At 31.6% G+C, this 19303-nt stretch carries 20 protein-coding genes, 1 tRNA gene and 1 pseudogene; 8 read left to right on the top strand and 14 right to left on the bottom strand.

Features of this window, described 5'->3' with window-relative positions:
* Positions 1 to 31: 31 nt before the first annotated feature.
* From N4T77_RS17915 to N4T77_RS17890, 6 genes are all read right to left on the bottom strand, one after another.
* Positions 32 to 106, bottom strand: a tRNA-Glu gene (locus tag N4T77_RS17915).
* 342 nt (positions 107 to 448) lie between these two features.
* Positions 449 to 1810 (bottom strand): MATE family efflux transporter, encoded by a 1362-nt coding sequence (locus N4T77_RS17910; RefSeq protein WP_261673227.1) that lies wholly within the window; start codon positions 1808 to 1810, stop codon positions 449 to 451.
* An 84-nt stretch (positions 1811 to 1894) separates the two neighbouring features.
* Positions 1895 to 2332: a MarR family winged helix-turn-helix transcriptional regulator gene (locus N4T77_RS17905; protein WP_261673226.1), complete on the bottom strand. Its 438-nt coding sequence runs from the start codon at positions 2330 to 2332 to the stop codon at positions 1895 to 1897.
* A 672-nt stretch (positions 2333 to 3004) separates the two neighbouring features.
* Positions 3005 to 3547, bottom strand: a complete 543-nt coding sequence (locus N4T77_RS17900; protein WP_261673225.1) for a GNAT family N-acetyltransferase — start codon at positions 3545 to 3547, stop codon at positions 3005 to 3007.
* Positions 3548 to 3975: 428 nt separating this feature from the next.
* Positions 3976 to 4503: a GNAT family N-acetyltransferase gene (locus N4T77_RS17895; protein WP_261673224.1), complete on the bottom strand. Its 528-nt coding sequence runs from the start codon at positions 4501 to 4503 to the stop codon at positions 3976 to 3978.
* Between the two features lie 279 nt (positions 4504 to 4782).
* Positions 4783 to 5505, bottom strand: a complete 723-nt coding sequence (locus tag N4T77_RS17890) for a DUF421 domain-containing protein (RefSeq protein WP_261673223.1) — start codon at positions 5503 to 5505, stop codon at positions 4783 to 4785.
* Positions 5506 to 5713: 208 nt separating this feature from the next.
* On the opposite strand from N4T77_RS17890, the pseudogene N4T77_RS17885 reads away from it, so the two are divergent.
* The 7 genes and pseudogenes from N4T77_RS17885 to N4T77_RS17855 form a co-directional block, all read left to right on the top strand.
* Positions 5714 to 5953: pseudogene (locus N4T77_RS17885) on the top strand (ferritin-like domain-containing protein); the annotation flags it as partial.
* Between the two features lie 133 nt (positions 5954 to 6086).
* The gene (locus N4T77_RS17880; RefSeq protein WP_261673222.1) at positions 6087 to 6305 is read left to right on the top strand and encodes a spore coat protein; all 219 of its coding nucleotides are present in this window, start codon (positions 6087 to 6089) and stop codon (positions 6303 to 6305) included.
* 30 nt (positions 6306 to 6335) lie between these two features.
* Entirely contained in the window at positions 6336 to 6632 is a 297-nt protein-coding gene (locus tag N4T77_RS17875) for a spore coat protein (RefSeq protein WP_261673221.1), read from the top strand.
* Positions 6633 to 7124: 492 nt separating this feature from the next.
* Positions 7125 to 7574: a helix-turn-helix transcriptional regulator gene (locus N4T77_RS17870; RefSeq protein ID WP_261673220.1), complete on the top strand. Its 450-nt coding sequence runs from the start codon at positions 7125 to 7127 to the stop codon at positions 7572 to 7574.
* Positions 7575 to 7597: 23 nt separating this feature from the next.
* Positions 7598 to 8500, top strand: coding sequence for a radical SAM protein (locus N4T77_RS17865; RefSeq protein WP_261673219.1), 903 nt, complete (start codon positions 7598 to 7600; stop codon positions 8498 to 8500).
* 12 nt (positions 8501 to 8512) lie between these two features.
* A complete protein-coding gene (locus N4T77_RS17860; protein WP_261673218.1) occupies positions 8513 to 9760 on the top strand; it encodes a radical SAM protein in 1248 nt (415 codons plus the stop codon).
* A 235-nt stretch (positions 9761 to 9995) separates the two neighbouring features.
* Positions 9996 to 10436, top strand: a complete 441-nt coding sequence (locus N4T77_RS17855; RefSeq protein ID WP_261673217.1) for an NUDIX domain-containing protein — start codon at positions 9996 to 9998, stop codon at positions 10434 to 10436.
* Between the two features lie 114 nt (positions 10437 to 10550).
* On the opposite strand, the gene N4T77_RS17850 is transcribed toward N4T77_RS17855, so the two are convergent.
* From N4T77_RS17850 to N4T77_RS17815, 8 genes are all read right to left on the bottom strand, one after another.
* Entirely contained in the window at positions 10551 to 11096 is a 546-nt protein-coding gene (locus N4T77_RS17850) for a hypothetical protein (RefSeq protein ID WP_261673216.1), read from the bottom strand.
* Between the two features lie 147 nt (positions 11097 to 11243).
* Entirely contained in the window at positions 11244 to 11669 is a 426-nt protein-coding gene (locus N4T77_RS17845; protein ID WP_261673215.1) for a hypothetical protein, read from the bottom strand.
* Between the two features lie 368 nt (positions 11670 to 12037).
* On the bottom strand, positions 12038 to 16357 hold the full coding sequence (locus N4T77_RS17840) for a 2-hydroxyacyl-CoA dehydratase (RefSeq protein WP_261673214.1): 4320 nt from the start codon (positions 16355 to 16357) through the stop codon (positions 12038 to 12040).
* Between the two features lie 179 nt (positions 16358 to 16536).
* Positions 16537 to 17124, bottom strand: coding sequence for a TetR/AcrR family transcriptional regulator (locus tag N4T77_RS17835; RefSeq protein WP_261673213.1), 588 nt, complete (start codon positions 17122 to 17124; stop codon positions 16537 to 16539).
* Positions 17125 to 17333: 209 nt separating this feature from the next.
* Positions 17334 to 17780 (bottom strand): MarR family winged helix-turn-helix transcriptional regulator, encoded by a 447-nt coding sequence (locus N4T77_RS17830; protein WP_261673212.1) that lies wholly within the window; start codon positions 17778 to 17780, stop codon positions 17334 to 17336.
* A 32-nt stretch (positions 17781 to 17812) separates the two neighbouring features.
* Entirely contained in the window at positions 17813 to 18136 is a 324-nt protein-coding gene (locus N4T77_RS17825; RefSeq protein WP_261673211.1) for a multidrug efflux SMR transporter, read from the bottom strand.
* A 143-nt stretch (positions 18137 to 18279) separates the two neighbouring features.
* Positions 18280 to 18420 carry a hypothetical protein gene (locus N4T77_RS17820; protein ID WP_261673210.1) on the bottom strand — a complete coding sequence of 47 codons (141 nt, stop codon included), beginning with the start codon at positions 18418 to 18420 and terminating at the stop codon, positions 18280 to 18282.
* A 153-nt stretch (positions 18421 to 18573) separates the two neighbouring features.
* Entirely contained in the window at positions 18574 to 18765 is a 192-nt protein-coding gene (locus tag N4T77_RS17815; RefSeq protein ID WP_261673209.1) for a PspC domain-containing protein, read from the bottom strand.
* Between the two features lie 196 nt (positions 18766 to 18961).
* Here N4T77_RS17815 and N4T77_RS17810 point away from each other — a divergent pair.
* A partial coding sequence (locus tag N4T77_RS17810) for a PadR family transcriptional regulator (RefSeq protein WP_261673208.1) occupies positions 18962 to 19303 on the top strand: 342 nt, incomplete at its 3' end.

The following is a 19303-nucleotide window of genomic DNA, read 5'->3' as shown; positions in this document are numbered from 1 at the left end:
CAACCAACTAATATCAATGGTTGTGGCTTTTTGGTGACTCCTAGGGGAATCGAACCCCTGGTTCCACCGTGAGAGGGTGGCGTCTTAACCTCTTGACCAAGGAGCCTTAGAAATATAGTTAGTACATTAATGTATCTTCTATACTAATATCATAATAATATTTAGCATTTTTGTCCAATAACTTATATAAATAGATTGAACTTGACTTATTTTAAAATTTTACTATCAATCTTGCCTGATAATACGCCACTTAAAAATTACCCCCTTTATGTTTTATAGTTAGTTCGTATTTAATTACGATATTCAGCTATGGTAGTTCCATGATTAATAAGTAAAATCTTTGTTTTTACCATATCAGTAGCAAGTGATAAGCCATCTTACTTCCTTGCTTATTATACTCACACTTTATTAAAACTAAATAGTTATATAGATACAATATTTATTGATGCTAGTTTGCTACTACTTGATTCTTCTTTAGTTTATTATTAAAAATAATATATAGTATTACTCCAGTTAAAAAGGTAATTAGTTCTGTAATGGTCATAGACCATATAACACCGTGCAATCCAAAGAAATTATTCAATACTATTATGACAGGAATAAACAGAATTCCTTGTGTAATTGCCATAATTGTTGATGGTGTTCCTTGACCTGATGCTTGAAAAATTCCTATAAATAATGTTGTAAATCCATTGAAAAATGCGGAAATAAGCATGGCAGCCATGATATAACCCCCAACACTTAATACTGCTGCATCATTGGAAAACAGATGAATAATTACATTTCTAAAAATATAAACTAAAGTAACAACCCCGCCTGATAATCCCAAAATCCATAAAGCTGATTGTTTTATACTGTCTTTTAATCTCTTAAAGTTTTCATTAGAAAAATTATATGCAATTAAAGGAATAATTCCTAGCGCAAGCCCCATTGCAAGAAATTCTGGTACTTGTACAATTCTCAAAGCAATCCCAAAACTAGCTACTACACTTTCTCCATATCTAATTGAATAATTATTCAAAAGAAGAGTTGTAATAATTAGAAAACCAGCTAGGAACAGTTCAGAAACCCCAATTTTATATATCTCTATTTTATCTTTAAGAGAAATATTAAAATTCTTAATAAATCCTTTTAAATTTTCACTTTTTGTTTCCAAGTAGTAAACATAGTAAATAGATGAAGCTATATTAGCTAAAATCATTGATAATGCTACCCCTACAACATTAAATTTAAATAATAGTATAAATAATGGGTCAAAGATAAGACTAAAAATTGTACTTACAACCATTCCGAACATTGATTCTTTTGATGCTCCTTCTGCTCTCACAACTTGCTCCAATGCAAAGTTCATTACAATTGCAAAGCCACCAATAAACATAGTTAAAGAATAATTTTTTGTATAATTAATAATAGCAGAAGTATCTGCCCCCATAATCTTAACAATAGGAGTAAGTGCTATTGTTAAGATTATTCCAAGCAAAATTCCTATGATAATACTACTATAAAAAGTATATCCTGCTATCTTCTTAGCTTTCTCTATATTTTGTTTTGCAACAAGACGAGTTATAAATGTTCCGCCTCCAGCTCCTAACATATTTCCAAAAGCCATCAATATAGTGAAGATTGGTAGTCCTAAAGTAATAGCAGTTAGCATATCTGTATTGTTTAATAGTCCAATAAAAAAAGCATTAATAACGTTATATATTGTACCTACTGACATACCAATCATCATAGGAATAGATAAATGTGCAATTGCCTTAGTAATTGGTGCATATTCTAAATAATATTCGTTTGACAATTTTTGTTTCATAATTTCATCCTCCACAATAAGCATTCTTAGAATTCATATTCTTAGAGTTCTAAGTTTTTAGGTATAAGTTATTATATTAATAACTTATAAATTTCTATCTACTTTCAATAGCAAAGCTAACAACGTCTCTTTTTCTTGTTCCGTCAAGCTTGCAATAATATTTTCCTCTGCCTCAACCACTGATTTATTAAAATCTTCTATTAATTCAGCACCTTTAGGCAATACATATATATATTTTTGTCTCTCATTCTCTTTAGGAATTCTTCTTTCTATATATCCTTTTTTCTCTAACCCTTGAAGCATACTTGTAATGCTTGCTTCTGTACGTTGAAATGCTCGTGCCAAATCTTTTTGAATAATACCACTGTCTTGATGTTCATAAATATAACCTATCATTCGTCCTTGTTGAGAATTTAATCCTAACTTTTTTACTTTTTCATCAGAACTGAGTTTCATTTTTATCGCAATACTTCTTATTAATTGTGAATATGGTGTTTGTATAGAGTATCTAGAATTAGTCATTCAAATTCCTCCTAAAACTTGCTTAGAATTCTAACTGTTTATAGTGTAACAATTAGGTTTCAAAGTGTCAATATTTATTTTATATTTATAATATTTCTTTCATTAATTATATACAAATTTTTATATTTATAGGATTTGTCATCAACTTTCTTAATATAAACAAAATAAGAAGGCGAACATCTGCCAGTTCCACCTAAACTTGACTCTCCTCCCTTACTTAGGTGCATTATTAAGTTATCATTGATATTAATCTCTATTGATTGTATATATAGTTTTGTTTATAGTTGTTTTTGAAATTAGCATGTGTAGTAGTCTCTTTTGTTGTTCCCTTGTAGACAATTCTGATAGCATCTTACTGAAACTTGACAGTATATCTATTACAAACTCATAGGAAACCTCTTTTACATTGTAATCTAAAATGTTATTTTTGGGGTTGTTAACTTCTTGCTAAAGCACTTTTGCTCCTATTCTTGCATACTTTAACTTTATATCCTTTATTTGCGATATGGTTCAACACTCATAATTCTAATTTATTTATATGGTTAATTCGCATTATATAACTAATATCCAACTACTGTAGTTTTATAATAAGTAAACATAATCTTTGAAATGCGGCGGAAAAAACACTGTAAAATTCAAATTTGAATACTACAGTGTTTTTATAAATTGTTTTTATTTAGCTTGAATTTTGCCAAAAAGTAATGAATCGTAATATTTATCTTCTATAAAATAGTGGTCTTTTAATCTTCCCTCTAACTTATACCCGTTCTTTTCTAGTATACGAGCAGAGCCAATATTAGCATCCGTTACACTAGCATGAAGTTTGTGAAGGTTAAGTGATTCAAATGCGAAATCAGTTACCAAAGCAAGACTCTCTGATCCATACCCCTTGCCCCAATGATCTTTATGAAAAACATAGCCAACTTCAGCTTGATTCGCTTGTTTATCAAAATTGAAAATCATAACTGTTCCTATAACTTCTTCAGTTGATTTTAAAGCAACGGAAGCGTATAAATGAGTACCTGCTGACTCACGGTTTATCATTAATTCAACGAACTCAGTAGTTTCATTTAAGCTCTTCATTAAGTTCCATCCAATAAAGCGTTTAACGTCCTTATCTGACGCATAATCATGTATAGCTTGAGCATCATTTGTGCTTAATGCTTTAAAATAGATATTTTTACCTTCTAGTGAGTGAAATAAATCCTTGTTCATTTTTTACTCTCCTTTGACTATTAATTTCTACAATTTCAGCGCAACAATATGTTCATACTTTTCCCTTGACAAGTGAAAATTTCTCGACTTTTTGTTTACTTAACCAATTTATCAATTTAATACAAACATTTCTTTTAAATAGGAAAACAACTGCTCTCATTGAGATGCTGATAGTTTTCAAATATCTGAAATCAAAAAATTAACATTTGTGATAATGCCAACTTGAAATCGTATACATTTATTGATTATAGCATATCCTTAATAATATATCAATTTTCGACATCTCCTTCTAATAGTAGGTTCTGTTTAGGAATAGTGTTGATACTATAAAATTGTTGAAAGAACCTCTAGAATTCCTTTCAACGTAAAAATACGGAAAAATCCATCTCTCTGAATAATACGGTATTTAATAAGTTATTGGTTTTTATTTATAATACTTTTTCATATAGTCTAAACCAATCCAAGCCGTAGTTTCCAAGGCCCAAGTCAACAGTGTCGATATACTTAAAACCACTTTTTTCGTATAACCTTATGGCAGGTATGTTTCCTTCATATACGTCCAGACGAATTGACCTGATATGTGACTTAATAGCTAATTCAATTGAAAAATCTATTATAGCACTGCCTACACCACATCTTAAAAAATCTGGGTGTATAACAAATGTATATATAACTAAAACATCTGAATAGTCAGACTCAAATTCCCATTTAGCTTTATAATATGCAGGTTCAGGTACATGACTTAGAATAACTGAACCAATAATTTTTCCATGGTGCCTTGCTACATAAAGATTTCCATGATCTATTCCATCAATTGCATTCTGCCTAACAGGGTATATCCCCTTTAGCCATCCAGGATAGTTTACTCCCTTCGCCAAGTAGTCATTCAAATCATTATAAAGCTGTTCTAATTCATCAATATCATTTGCTTGTCCTAGTTTAATAGTGATATTCATATATATCCTTTCTACTAGATATAAAATGTAAACCTTTTACACCTAGAACATACTGTTATCTAAATAACCTATTGTTATCATACTATAAAATTTTAATCTTAGTTTCATGAAGCCTATACCATCCCCCTATTCTTAGCATAAAAATACTTCTTAACTCTTATGTAGCCCTCCTCACTAACTCTTCATCTTTCCTTATAATTATTTTACTACTCATATATAAAATTTCAACATTCCCTTTTAACATAGTCTACCAAGTTTAATACTAAATAATTGCTTTTACTATTCAATGCCGTACTTACCATGGCCCTCACTATTATTTATATTTTTCTTTGATATATGTAGCTTTTTCCTGTTATCTAGTCCTGCATAAAATACTTCAGAAATATCTTTAATATTTTGGCTATTAAGTTGAGATTTTAACCACTTCTTATCTAGTCCTGTACTTGCTAAATTCTCCTCTATTAAATTTCCATCTATTATTATGTCCCTTGTAAGACCTGATTTTGCTGTTTGAATCTTCATGTGATAAGGGGTAAGCGGCTGTTTCTCTGCCTTTGGCAATACAGATAACTCTCCGTCTGTTTCCATTATAGCAAATTCTACATCAGCCAAGCTAAAAGCATTTTTTTCCCTTAGTTTCATCATCAGCTCATTAATTGTCATTCTAATATTCTTCATATTTTTTTCTACAATAGTTCCATTTTGCACTAAAGTAACTGGTTCTGAATTTACTACCTTCCTTATCTTAAAACTCTTAATATGTAAATATTCCGCTAAAATTGTCAAAGCAGTAAAAAGGATAAAAGCAGTTACAGCGGATGTGGCGGTAAACTGTTGTCCAACAACTACATTGGTAATCATTGATCCCATTGAAACCCCTATAACAAAATCAAAAAATGTCATTTGAGATATAAGCTTTCTGCCCATGAGCCTAGTTAAAAATAATGCTAAAATATAAACTCCAAAGCCTCTTATTACTGTGTCTAATAGAACTTTCTCCATATACCATTCCTCCTTAAATTATTCCTAAAACCTGTGCAGGTATCTTTACTATTATTTTCAGTAATTTATTTAATATTTATTACTACCATTTAGTTTACAACTAAAGAGACAGAAGAGGCTGGAGCTGATGATAACCAATTTAATCACTGCCAAACATACTGAATAGTCTAATATTAAAAAATGAATATAAAGTTTACATCATTGGCTCTCAGAAGGTTCAGAGTCCTTTGCAAGTATTCATGAGCTTCTTCAAGAACATATAGAGCAAACCACAAAGCATATAGATGAGATTGGAGAACGTGTAGCAAGGCTTGGAGGCATCCCAACTGCACACCCTGTTGCTCAGCATGAATTATCCTACATAAAGCATGAGCCAGAAGGAAGATATTCTATGAGAGACTATCTTAGAAACGATCTTGAGCATGAACTTTCTAGTAGATTACTCTAACGGGAAAACCGGTAATGGAATTGTTTCACAGAATAATACGCTTCAATAGATATACTAAAAATTATGTTTCGGTACGTGGTATTTTTTATTTCCCTTTACGAACAATATAAGTGTATAAAAAGGAGGTGGTATTTTGAAAAACCAAGGAATTGCACCACATGAATCTTTCGAACTGCATGAATTGTTAACTTTTAAGAATGTCTGCCTAACAAAGTCAACTACAATGTCAGCATTAGTCACTGACGAAAGATTGAAATCGCTTTTACAGCAAGATGTTACCACAACTCAAGGACATATTAAAGAACTAAGAAACCTAATGGAACAATCAAGTATGGCAGGCAGTATAAAGTAAAGTATTAAATTGAAGAAAGAAGGTGAAGTAATGAATTCTATATTAGAAGGAATAACTGGAATGGATAAAATGAGCGACCAAGTTATAGCCACTGATTTTTTGATTGCAGCTAAATCTGGCATAAAAAATTACTCTGTAGCACTTTCTGAGACCGCCTCCCCAGAAGTTAGAAATGTGCTAAGAAGACAATTAGACGATGCTATAAATATGCACGAGAGAATCACAAACTATATGATGGATAATGGATATTATCACGCTTACAACCCACAGGAACAGTTTAAAGTTGATATGAAAGTGACAGATACGGCACTCAGCCTAGCAGATTAGTATTTTTCTAGTATGGTTTAAATATATAGTCTATTTCCATAGGACTAAATAATTTAAAAATAAGTTAATTTTAATAATTATATTTCCCCTAATGTGGATTACACTACTCTTTAACAGTTCTTCCGAGTGGAAAAAGAAAACTTGAATAATACATTGTTAATATTGAAAAACCCCTTGTATACAGGTCATTTAGACTATTTTGCTCTTAATAGCTTTTTCTATATTTGAATACTATTTTAGTATTGTACTTATGTTAAAGAAAGGCTTCCTGGTAAATCCTCGAGTCTTTCTTTTCATCTATTCTTCCAATTCATATCATTAATTGTCATCAATATAATCCTATTATAATTCATAGGTTCTTTAATATTTTTTAATTAAATGTCCAATTAGCATAGTTTACAAATTACACATTATAGTGTAAAATTACACTATAATGAACTTATTTCAATAAAAACATTATATTTACAATATCAGAATAAGAGGAATTTAGTTATGACAAGAGAAGATTTTATAAAAATAATAGATTCGAAAGTTAAACTTATAAGAAATGAAAAAAATTATACCCAAGATAAAATGGCATATATACTGGGAGTGTCTAAAAAAACCTTGGTACAAATAGAAAAAGGAAGAGGAACTTTAGGTTGGACTACTGCTGTTGCTGTATCCACTCTCTTTAGAGATAGCGAAATATTGCAACTAGCTTTCGGTGGAGAAACACAGGACATAATATTGTCTTTAGCTTTTGATAGCTATGAAGGAACCTATGATAAAACTATGGGAGGAAGAATATGGTGGGAAGATATTGAATTTAAAGGCATTTATAAAATTCAGCAAAATATAATATCTAAGCACTATAGAATTTTAGATGATAAAGACAGAAGAATCTGCTCCTCTTTTGATTTTCATTATATACACAAAAGATTGAAGGAACTGAATACATAATTTTTAGAGGAAGGTGAATCTCTTTGAAAATAAGATCATTTATAAATTTAAGTGTTTTTGGAATAAAAACTATACTATTTAAAATGAAGAAACCAATCTTAGGCACCATAATTCTTACAGATTACTGCAATCTAAGCTGCAAGCACTGTGCAGTTAATAATATAAATAAGGTCATGTACCCTTATAATGATATAGTAGAAGAGATGCACAATCTCTATAATACAGGTATCAGAATTCTTTTTTTCTGCGGTGGTGAAACCTTGACTTGGAAGGATGGTGATAAGAGTATACGTGACCTTATAAAGAAAGCAAAGAGAATTGGTTTTTTAATAGTTAATATTGTCACTAACGGAACCATCAATTTAGATATACCTGAAGCTGACGTAATCTTCCTAAGCCTTGATGGAACTAAAGAAAACCATAACTTAATAAGAAGCGATACCTTTGATATCATCTTAAGTAATGTGTCCAAGGCTAATTCTTCTAATATTTGTGTATACATGGCTGTTAACAATATCAACTATAGAGATATTGAGCCCTTATGTAAATTAGTAAAAGAAAATCCAAATTTGAAATCAATATCCTTTAACTTCCATACTCCTTACGAAGGTACAGAACACTTATCTTTAACAAAAGAGCAACAGGTGCAAGCTGTCAATTCAATTAAATCTCTGATAAAGTTGAACTACCCTATATTTAATCTCTACTCTGCCTTAGACTATTATCTTCAGAACAAATGGGAAAGACCCTGTTACCAATGTATAGTGTCTGAAAACAAGAAAAGATTTGTCTGTGGAAGATGTGTTGACATTGAAGGCCTTTGTGAGAGGTGCGGATATCTTTTTGCCGTTGAGTTCTCTCTTCTTTGCAAAGGAAATATCAAAGTTATTATTGATATGATAAAAACTTACTTAAAATACGTTTAGGAGAGTGGTATAGTGATTACTAGTTTTTTAAGGCTACTTTTTACAAAGTCTTTTAAGCCTTTTGTTTTTACTAATGAAAGGAATTATGAACTCAATACCAATGTTCCGGAACTAGGAATATACATCCACATCCCATTTTGTACTACTATCTGTTCCTTCTGTCCCTATAATAAGGTAAAGTACGATAAATCTCTGGCAGCATCTTACAAAGATGCTTTGATAAATGAAATAAATATGGTAGGTAGTAGAGATAAAAAAGAGAATAAAATAACTAGTGTATATTTTGGAGGCGGGTCACCAGCACTTATGCTCAACGAACTTTCTGATATCCTCACTGCTTTAAGAAATAATTTTGATATAAAATGCAATATAGGCTTAGAGCTTCATCCAAGGGATATTAGTTTTGAAACTCTATTAAAACTAAAAGAAATTGGTTTTGACATGGTTAGTATAGGTATTCAGTCCTTTGAAGAAAAATGCTTAAAGGTTTTAGGAAGAGAATATATTGATGGTGCGGAGAAAGTTAAAATGGCAGCTGCAGCAGGTTTTAATACTATCGACGTTGATCTTATTTTTGGCATAGAGGGACAAAGCCAAGAGGATTTAAGAAGAGATTTTACTACAGCTTTTAGTTCAGGAGCAACTCAGGTTTCAACCTATCCTTTCATTGATTTTTCCTATGCCCATAACAAAAGCAAACCCTTAGGAAAGAAGGAGAAAAAAAAGCTTCTTAAATATCTTGAAACTGTCAGTGATGAGCTTCAATGTGCAAGAACTGCTGTATGGACTTTTGGAAAAAAAGATGTTCAAAGGTATTCCTCTATTACAAGAGATAATTTTATAGGCTTCGGGCCAAGCGCCACCACCCTTTTAAAGGATTTCTTCAAGATAAATACCTTTTCAGTGAAAGAATATATTAAGTGTATAAATGACGGAAATATTCCCACTGCTCTTACACTAAAGTTCTCTAAAAGAACCCGTGCTCTATATTGGCTCTTTTGGAATTCCTATACCTTAAAAATTAGTAAAGAAAGCTTTAAAAGACTTTTCAATGTTGAGTTAGAACAGGTATTTAAATTTGAGTTAAATTTTGGAATACTTATGGGACTTATCCGTAAAACAGATGAAGGCTACGAATTAACAGATAGAGGTACCTACCAGTATCATTTAGTTGAACAAGCCTATACTCACCAATACATCGATAAAACCTGGAAAGCAGCAAGACAGGAACCTTGGCCAGAGAACATAAGACTATACTAAGTAGCTAGTAAAACAACTTAAAGTCTGTTATAATTTATTCTATAAAGTCATGAACCGGGATGGGGTAGCTAGGGTTCCGCCTTACAGTAGTTAAGGGCTGCGACCGAGGGCTACAGATTCTGCTTAGGCAGAAGGCACCTATTGGCATAAAAGGCCCGAGGGGGAAGGTTCGGCGTATTTTTCATGCGCTGAATCTTTCCTCTCGGGCCATTATTTTTTTAAGGAGGAATAATATATGGATAAAATCAAAGAAATTCGTCCGGGGGTATCTATTATTATATTTAATGAAGAAAACCAGGTATTGCTGCAAAAAAGAGCTGATGTTAAACTCTGGGGTATACCTTCTGGACATGTAGAGCCTGGAGAAACAGTAAAAGATGCTGCAGTTAGGGAAGTATTAGAGGAGACAGGTCTTCAGGTTAGAATACTTAGGCTGATTGGAGTTTATTCTGAGCCTGATTCTCAGGTTTTCCGCTATCCAGATGGCCGTGTAACCCATTTTGTAACCTGCTGCTTTCAGGCTGAGGTAATAGGTGGAAATCTTACAGTTTGTCCATCAGAAACGTTGGATTTACGTTACTTTTCCTGTGATCATTTACCGTCGGATATGTTGAAGATGCACCCGCTGTGGTTAGAGGATGCACTTACTAAAGCAACTGAGTCTTTTGTCCGATAACTTATTTCTGCATAAAGGCATCTATTGTTTTAATCACCAGCCTTTTACCAAAGTATATTCTGAATCACAAAAATCTTAGGTTATTTAGCTGTCTTAGCGTATACAAAGACAGCTTTAATATTTCTTTAATTGAATATAGTTATCTTTACTCATCTTTTTTTCCACTGTGTTTATAAACATATGGGATTCAATTTCTGAATACTTTTCTAATCTTACAGAAATATACTCTCCATAAGCTAAGTATTTCCTTATTTTTTTAAGAATTCCTTCAGATTCTGCCTTTGTAATTGCAATATATTCAGTTGTTCGGAAGTGTTTTACTATTCCTATGGAAAGTATATCACTCCATTTTATAAACCTTGAGAATAATAAACTCTTCACTTTTATTCCTTCGTTGTTTAGTTCAATATATTGCTTATGCAGCACCTCTCCGTGAATTAAGTCCATTCCTAAAAGTAGAAAGAATGCAATAATCATAATAAAATCAACTAAGGATTCTGTATCACTATTATGTATTTTATTGGTAATTAATAAATAACTAAGAGCTAATCCACTTAAAGTTAGAAATATAATAAATATTTTAATACTTGCCATATATTTAGGATATAGCCTTATTGGAATATTGTAGGTATCTTTACTATAATCAATATTTTTCTCCATACTTACCTCATAATATTTAGTTTTAATCTTTATTGAGTTTTTAATTATCGCTAGCAGTTGTGTTCTCAAAAATAAACTCATAAGTATTTAGTTAAATAATAGTTTTTGTTATTAGTAACCACTACAATAAGTATTTAAAAATATATATTAAGTTACCCATTTAATTATAAGTTTAATAAAACCCACAAAAGTATATGGCACTATAATAATAAACATACTAAGTATCATCCATCTACTATTTTTAATTCTTTCATCTAATCTCTCTGTTCTATAATACTTCTCAAAACATTTCTCAGAAATTATAGTCATAATTATAATTATTGAATAATAAATAAAGGATAACGTATATATGTTATTTCTAGAAAGCCATGTTTTTTCAATTATTAAATAATAAACCGCCATAAATAGTCCCACTGGCAAGTATATTAAATAAGACCTTACAATAAAATTATAAAGTCCCCCAAAGTACTCATCTATAATTATACTTATATAAATCATTAGTATGATAAAAGAAAAAAAGATAAGATATAGAATCCATTTTTTATTTGCAATTAAATCTAAATAATACTCCATATATGTTATCATCCTTTATTTATATATCTAAGCTATTTTTATTAATATATTTAAATTTTATTTTCTAAAACTACTAAAATCTTTTTTAGGCAGACCATATTTAGAAGTTGTTTTTCTCCCTCAAAAATAGGGTGATAACAGTCCTCATACATATTCTTCTGAACTTATATTTTTCTAATTTATATATAGTAAAATATAAGTATTCCCTTGATTATGTAATATAATACCTATAAGGTGCTGTTTTTCTGACATTTGATTAAAAACTTCAATTTCTATACGCTTTAAAGTAACTTCTAAAGGCCTAAATCGGAGATAACCAAAGGAAAAAACTGCTGACAAAATATGTTTATCAGCAGTCTGGGATAAGCTTAGGTTTCCTTTGCCTTAAAATTAAAAGAATTTACTAAGCCATTTTCCGGCTCAAAATCAGGCTTAATATGTGACTTAGCATCATAAGCTTGCAATTCCCCAATATTTTCAAAAGCTGTGGATATCATAAGCTTTATTCTATTTAACTGATTTACTTCACTGGCACCAGGATCGTAGTCTATGGCTACTATATTAGTTCCAGGATAAACCCTTTTTAACTCCTTCATCATTCCTTTTCCAGTAACATGGTTAGGTAAACAGGCAAAAGGCTGCATACAAATAATATTCTTAACTCCACTTTCAATAAGCTCTACCATCTCCCCTGTTAAGAACCAGCCTTCTCCAGTCATATGACCTAAATCTACAACTGTAGAAGCTCCTTTAGCTATTTCCTTTATTGATTTTTGCTGATAAAATCTATTACTGCTAGCTAGTGCTTTCTTATAGGTGCTTCTATAAAATTCAATAATAGCAATAGCTGAATTCCCTAAAATCTGTGAAAGCTTACTTCCGGACAAATATTTGTATTTATAATCGCTGTCATAAGCAGAATAAAGTAAAAAGTCTGTTAAAGCTGGCATTACAGCTTCTGCTCCTTCTGCCTCTACTATACTTACCACGTTATTATTTGCTGTTGGATGGAATTTTACAAGTATTTCTCCAACTAGTCCTACTTTAGGTTTAACTTCATCAGTTATTTCTAGTTCATCAAAGTCTCTTATTATATTTTCAATATTTCTTTTAAAGCTTGCTTTGTTTTTATTTTTTAAAGCAGCCTTACAAATCTTGACCCACTTTTCATAAAGCTTATTTGCAGATCCCTTAACTTTTTCATAGGGCCTAACCCTATATAGTACACTCATAAGGCAGTCACCATAAACTAAAGCCATCATAGCTCTATCAAGTAAAGGTATAGAAAGCTTGAATCCTGGATTTTTCTCCATTCCATTGGCATTTAAAGATATTACCGGTATATTTTCAAAACCTGCATCCTTCAAGGCTTTTCTTAAAAATCCAATATAATTTGTAGCTCTACAACCTCCACCAGTTTGAGATATCATAACCGAGGTATTATTTATATCATATTTTCCAGATTGTAAGGCTTCTAAAAGCTGTCCAATGGCAATTATTGCAGGATAGCAGACATCATTGTTTACAAATTTTAATCCAACCTCTATAGCTTCTCTATCCTGAGATGGCAGCACAACTAAATTATAACCTGACTCTCTAAAGGCCACCTCCAAAAATTGAAAGTGAATTGGAGACATTTCAGGTACTAATATAGTATGATTTTTCTTCATTTCCTTGGTAAAAGGAATTCTCTTAGTTATGTTGTTAACTCTCTTCAGTTCTATACCATTTTTTTCTCTTTCAGCCATAGAAGCCTTAAGAGAACGAAGTCTTATTCTTGCAGCACCAAGATTATTTCCTTCATCTATTTTAAGGGTAGTATAAATCTTTGAATTTCCATTCAGTATCTCCTGTACCTGATCTGTGGTAACAGCATCAAGTCCACAGCCAAAGGAATTTAATTGAACCAATTCTAAGTCCTTTTCTTTTGAAACAAAGCTGGCAGCTGCATATAATCTTGAATGATATACCCACTGGTCCACCACTCTAAGCGGTCTTTCAACTTCACCAAGATGTGCTACAGAGTCCTCTGTTAGTACTGCCATGCCAAGAGAATTAATCATATCTGGTATACCATGATTTATATGTGGATCTATGTGATAAGGTCTTCCTGCAAGGACTATACCTTTTATTTCATTTTCTCTAATTAGTTTAAGTGTGTCCTCTCCAGACCTTTGAATATCTTTCTTAAAGGCTTCCTGTTCTTCATAAGCTTTAATTACCGCTTCTGCTATTTCATTTCTATCAATATTAAATACCTGCAGCGCTTCCTGCAATCTGCTTATCATTCTCTTTTTGTTATCCAGAGGCAAAAAAGGCTTCATGTACAATATATTTTTTTCTCTTATTACATCTATGTTATTTTTTATTACCTCAGGATATGAAGTAACTATAGGACAGTTAAAATGATTATCTGCATCCTTTTGTTCCTTCTGTTCATGGGTAATAGAGGGATAGAATATAAAGTCTATACCTTTTTCATAAAGATTCATAATATGTCCGTGGACCATCTTTCCCGGGTAGCATACAGACTCTGAAGGTATAGTTTCAATTCCTTTTTCATAAATCTTTTTTGAAGACCTGTCCGATAACTCAACTCTAAAGCCTAGTTCTGTAAATACGGTAAACCAGAAGGGATAATTTTCATACATATTCAGAACCCTTGGTATACCTACAGCGCCTCTTTTCGCTTCTTCAATTGACAATGGTTCATATTGAAAAAGTCGGTTATATTTATATTCAAATAAATTTGGCAGAGAGTTGTTCTCCTTTTGTTTACCAGCACCTCTTTCGCATCTGTTTCCAGAAACAAACCTTTCGCCATCTTTAAACTTATTTATAGTTAATAGACAGTTATTAGAACATAATTTACATCTAGCTATATTAGTTGAAACATCAAAACTTTCTAAGCTTTGTTCATCTATCAAACTTGTTTCATAACCATCCTCATATCTCTCCTTGGCAATGAGAGCAGCTCCAAAAGCTCCCATTATTCCAGCAATATCTGGTCTTATAGCTTCCCTTTCAGATAAAATTTCAAAACTTCTAAGCACAGCATCATTATAAAAAGTACCACCTTGAACAACTATTTTATTGCCTAGTTCCTTAGGATTTCTGGCTTTAATTACTTTAAATAATGCATTTTTTATTACTGAATAAGATAGACCTGCAGAAATATCTTCAACGGATGCGCCTTCTTTTTGTGACTGTTTAACCCTTGAGTTCATAAAAACAGTACATCTAGAGCCAAGATCCACAGGTCCCCTAGAATCTATAGCCTTTGCGGCAAAATCTCCTACACTCATATTAAGTGAAGTTGCAAAGGTATCTAAAAATGAACCACAGCCTGCAGAACAAGCTTCATTTAAAAGTATGCTGTCTATAACACCATCTTTTATTTTTATACACTTCATATCCTGTCCACCAATATCTAATATGAAGTCTACTCCTGGGCAGAAGAAATCCGCTGCCTTATAATGAGCTACTGTTTCTATTTCACCTATATCTATTTTAAGCCCTGCTTTTAGTAAGGCTTCTCCATAACCAGTAACAGCTGAGTTCATTATTTTAGCCTTCTCTGGTAAAACACTATATAATTCCTTAAGCACCCTGATGGTAGACTTAAGGGGACTTCCTTCATTGCTTCCATAATAAGTGTAAAGCAGTGTTCCTTCACTATCTATAAGAGCTGCTTTTGTAGTGGTGGAGCCTGCATCTATACCTAAAAAGCACTGACCTTGAAATTCACTTAATTCTTTTCTCTTAACTGAATTTTTGCTATGTCTAAGTCTGAATTTTTCATATTCTTCCCCATTAGAAAATAGGGGTGTTAATCTGTCTGTCTCAACAATAGATTGGGTTTGGAAATTTTCAAATTTATCCATCAAAGACTTGAAGGATACTGATTTTTCTTTATCAGAAGACAATGAAGCCCCAATAGCCACATATAGCTGTGGATTTTCAGGAAAGATTATTTGATCTTCCTTTAATTTTAATACATCAATAAATCTTTTTCTAAGCTCTGATAGGAAAAATAAAGGTCCACCTAAAAACGCTACATTGCCTTTGATAGCTCTTCCACAGGCTAGTCCACTTACAGTCTGAATTACAATTGCTTGAAGTACAGAAACTGCAATATCCTCCTTTGCAACACCCTCATTTAAAAGCGGCTGTACATCTGTCTTCGCAAAAACTCCGCACCTAGCCGCTATAGGATAAATAACCTTATAATTTTTAGCTAATTCATTCAGCTCTCCAGCATCTACCTTAAGCAATGAAGCCATTTGGTCTATAAAGGAGCCTGTACCACCCGCACAAGTACCATTCATTCTTTGCTCTATTCCACCTTCAAAATAGGTAATCTTTGCATCTTCTCCACCTAATTCTATTGCTACATCAGTTTGAGGGTAGTAGGTTTTTATTGCTTTTGTAGCTGCAACAACCTCCTGAATAAAGGTGGCTCCAATACTATTTGCAATATTCATTCCACCTGAACCTGTCACCATTACAGTGACCTGCTCGTCCCCAATAATTCCATAGGCATCATTTAGAATTTCCTGAAGTTTTTTCTTAATATCTGAATAATGTCTATCGTATTTACTATATATTACTAGTTTTTTATTGTTCAAAATAACAACTTTAACTGTAGTAGATCCAATATCTATACCAACACTAAATAAGTTTCTCATATAATTGACATCTAAAATGCCTATTCGCCTCCTCATTTGTAAATTTCAACTAATTATATTACATCAGTGGAAAAGTTGATAATTGGCTTTTAAACAATTAAGCAGCCTTTTCACTGATTATTTTCACATAATTTTTATTTTTTGATCTCCTAGAAAAGTTACTAATGTTTTTAATTAGATTATTTTGTTTCCATTGAAGTTATATTTAGTAATTTAGGTGTTTGCTCAGCTATTAATCTAAGCGGTTTGCCACTCTTTTTTATCAATGAATAAGTCATACCACCTTCTATCATTGCTGCAATTACATCACCTAATTTATATGCATCATTTTCATTTATCCCAGAATTGATAAGTTTTTTAGCATATATACTCCCTAATGAAGTAAAAATTTCTTCGCAAGCTTTTCTTAAAGCTTCACTTGTTAGATATGTTTCTAAAGCTATCAAACTTATAGACATATCTTTAATTTTTTGATCATTATCAATTAATGTCGCTATATGTTCTATACTAGATATAATAGCATCAACTGGATTTATATTACTATTTAAGATACTCTCAAGTTTAGATTTTATTTTTTCTCCTGCTGAATTTATAGCTTCTAATGCAAGTTGCTCTTTTCCTTTTGGAAAATGATAATATAAGGAACCCTTTGGAGTTCCACTTTCTATCAAAATTTCATTTAAACCTGTTGCATAATATCCCTTAGTTTCAAAAAGCTTGGATGCAGTTTCTATAAGTTTTTCTCGTGTATTTACCTTACTACTCATAGCAATATACCTTTCTAATAAAATTATAGTGACTGGTCTAATATTTATGATACCTAATTATTACGATAAATGTCAATGCCAAGTTTATAATAATGCCTTTATATTTTTAAATTACCAAGATTCCAGTTAAGTATACTCTAAATCATAAAAATATTAAGCTACCTAACTGTGTTATGGAACACAGAGGTAGCTCTAATCCCCTTGGTACATTACTTAGAAAGACTTTTATTTAATGAATCACACAATAGTTTAAAACCTTCCACTACAGTGCTGCGTTGTTTTTCTGACATTTGATTAAAAGCCTCAATCTCTGCAGACTTTAATTCCTCCAGGATAGAGGTTGCAAAACTTGTTCCTTCCTCAGTAAGCCTAATAACTTTGTTTCTACGGTCTTTAGTATTTGGCTCTCTAGTTATATATCTCTCCTTTTCAAGTCCGGATAATATTTGTGAAACAGTTTGTTTAGGCAAGTATAACTTATTACAAATTTCACTTTGTGTACAATATGGAACTGTATTTTTTATCACATATAAAACAAATAAAGTTGTATCCTGCATTCCATGTCTTTTAGCCCAATCATGGTATATATTATTTATTTCAAACCATGCGTCGTAATAATTGTCTATCAGCCCAATAATTTTATCTTTATTATCCATTTGTTGTACCTTCTCTCTTAAACATTGATAAATTAATGACTTGCTCCACTTAAATTTAAACCAATAACTCCTAATACAATAAAAAGTATAGACGTTACTTTTAGGACATTAATATTTTCCTTAAAAACAACTACTCCTATTGTAGACAGCACAACTATTCCAGCTGCAGACCATATTGCATATGCTACACTCATATCTATCTTTTTTAATGCTATAGACAGAAAGCTAAAACATATTATATATCCTAAAAACGTTCCTAAGGTTGGTAATATCTTTGTGAACCCATTGGACACTTTCATCAAGGTTGTTGCTGCAATCTCAAATGCGATTGCCAGAATTAAATAAACCCACTCCATATGAAAACTCCTTTTCATTAATAATATTAGTCCTATTACGGACTAATATTATTATAACCTGGTTAACATAATTTGTCAAAGTAATGATCAGAATCCTGTAATGATAACTTAAGAAGTTCTTAAAAATATACTATTAGAAATAGTTATGCTGTTATGCCAATCACTGATAAGCAGACATTCACAGCATCTAAATCTGTTGCCAAAAGTACAAAGGAATTGATACTCTTACAAAATGACAACGCTAAAGTGAATATACATATTGGAATTATTAGATGTAGAGACATAATATTACTCCTTTCATTTTAAACACAAAAAACACATGTCTAGCATTTTCCGTAATCAGATTTACCAGCTATGCTCTACATGCGTCATTTATGTTTATATTTAACAAATTATCAATTATTTGTTTTTAATGATTTTTCATCCTTGATATCCTGCTAGTAATTTGTGTTTTTAGGGATTATTATTGCACAAGCTATGTACGCTAATATCCCACTTCCGCCTGCCAATGCAAATAGTACCCAGGCTAGACGCACAATAGTAGGATTAATATCAAAGAATTCAGCTATCCCGCCACATACCCCCGAAATCATCTTATTAGAACTTGATTTATATAACTTTTTATTCATATTGTCCTCCCTATCTTTCACTATAGTTATATATTATGCAAAATACTGAAACTTTAATTAGTATTTTTTCGATATTATTCTATTAAATAAGTCTAAAAAACAAATAGCTAAAAATATCACTATTATCATTTTTATTGACCACCCTCTTAACATATGTTACTATTAGCCTATGTTAGCAATGAAAGAGGTGTAATTAATGTCAATTAAATTTGCAATACTAGGTATATTAAGCTCTAAAGCCTCCACAGGATATGAATTAAAAAAGATTTTCGAAGAATCTTCCTTCTTGTATTGGTCCGGTAATAATAATCAAATTTACAAAGCCCTTATTAAGATGCAAGAAGAAGATCTTGTCACTAGCGAAGTGATTCATCAGGATAGTTCTCCTTCGAAAAAAATATATACCATAACTGAGGAAGGTCTTAAGGAGCTAAAAGAATGGATTATGTCATCACCAGAAGCTCCTGAGATAAAAAAGACATTTTTAATACAGCTTGCATGGTCAGATATGTTAAATACTCAGGAACTAAATCAATTA

The sequence above is a fragment of the Clostridium sp. CX1 genome (assembly GCF_025398335.1).
GTDB lineage: Bacteria > Bacillota > Clostridia > Clostridiales > Clostridiaceae > Clostridium_AM > Clostridium_AM tanneri.
Note: the sequence above shows the minus strand (reverse complement) of the source record. Positions and strands in the feature narration are given on the sequence as shown.

Coding starts and splice junctions, on each gene's coding strand:
- N4T77_RS17910 (WP_261673227.1), bottom strand. CDS start 1,810: ATGAAACAAAAATTGTCAAACGAATATTATTTAGAATATGCACCAATT.
- N4T77_RS17905 (WP_261673226.1), bottom strand. CDS start 2,332: ATGACTAATTCTAGATACTCTATACAAACACCATATTCACAATTAATA.
- N4T77_RS17900 (WP_261673225.1), bottom strand. CDS start 3,547: ATGAACAAGGATTTATTTCACTCACTAGAAGGTAAAAATATCTATTTT.
- N4T77_RS17895 (WP_261673224.1), bottom strand. CDS start 4,503: ATGAATATCACTATTAAACTAGGACAAGCAAATGATATTGATGAATTA.
- N4T77_RS17890 (WP_261673223.1), bottom strand. CDS start 5,505: ATGGAGAAAGTTCTATTAGACACAGTAATAAGAGGCTTTGGAGTTTAT.
- N4T77_RS17875 (WP_261673221.1), top strand. CDS start 6,336: ATGAATTCTATATTAGAAGGAATAACTGGAATGGATAAAATGAGCGAC.
- N4T77_RS17870 (WP_261673220.1), top strand. CDS start 7,125: ATGACAAGAGAAGATTTTATAAAAATAATAGATTCGAAAGTTAAACTT.
- N4T77_RS17855 (WP_261673217.1), top strand. CDS start 9,996: ATGGATAAAATCAAAGAAATTCGTCCGGGGGTATCTATTATTATATTT.
- N4T77_RS17850 (WP_261673216.1), bottom strand. CDS start 11,096: ATGGAGAAAAATATTGATTATAGTAAAGATACCTACAATATTCCAATA.
- N4T77_RS17845 (WP_261673215.1), bottom strand. CDS start 11,669: ATGGAGTATTATTTAGATTTAATTGCAAATAAAAAATGGATTCTATAT.
- N4T77_RS17840 (WP_261673214.1), bottom strand. CDS start 16,357: ATGAGAAACTTATTTAGTGTTGGTATAGATATTGGATCTACTACAGTT.
- N4T77_RS17835 (WP_261673213.1), bottom strand. CDS start 17,124: ATGAGTAGTAAGGTAAATACACGAGAAAAACTTATAGAAACTGCATCC.
- N4T77_RS17830 (WP_261673212.1), bottom strand. CDS start 17,780: ATGGATAATAAAGATAAAATTATTGGGCTGATAGACAATTATTACGAC.
- N4T77_RS17825 (WP_261673211.1), bottom strand. CDS start 18,136: ATGGAGTGGGTTTATTTAATTCTGGCAATCGCATTTGAGATTGCAGCA.
- N4T77_RS17820 (WP_261673210.1), bottom strand. CDS start 18,420: ATGTCTCTACATCTAATAATTCCAATATGTATATTCACTTTAGCGTTG.
- N4T77_RS17815 (WP_261673209.1), bottom strand. CDS start 18,765: ATGAATAAAAAGTTATATAAATCAAGTTCTAATAAGATGATTTCGGGG.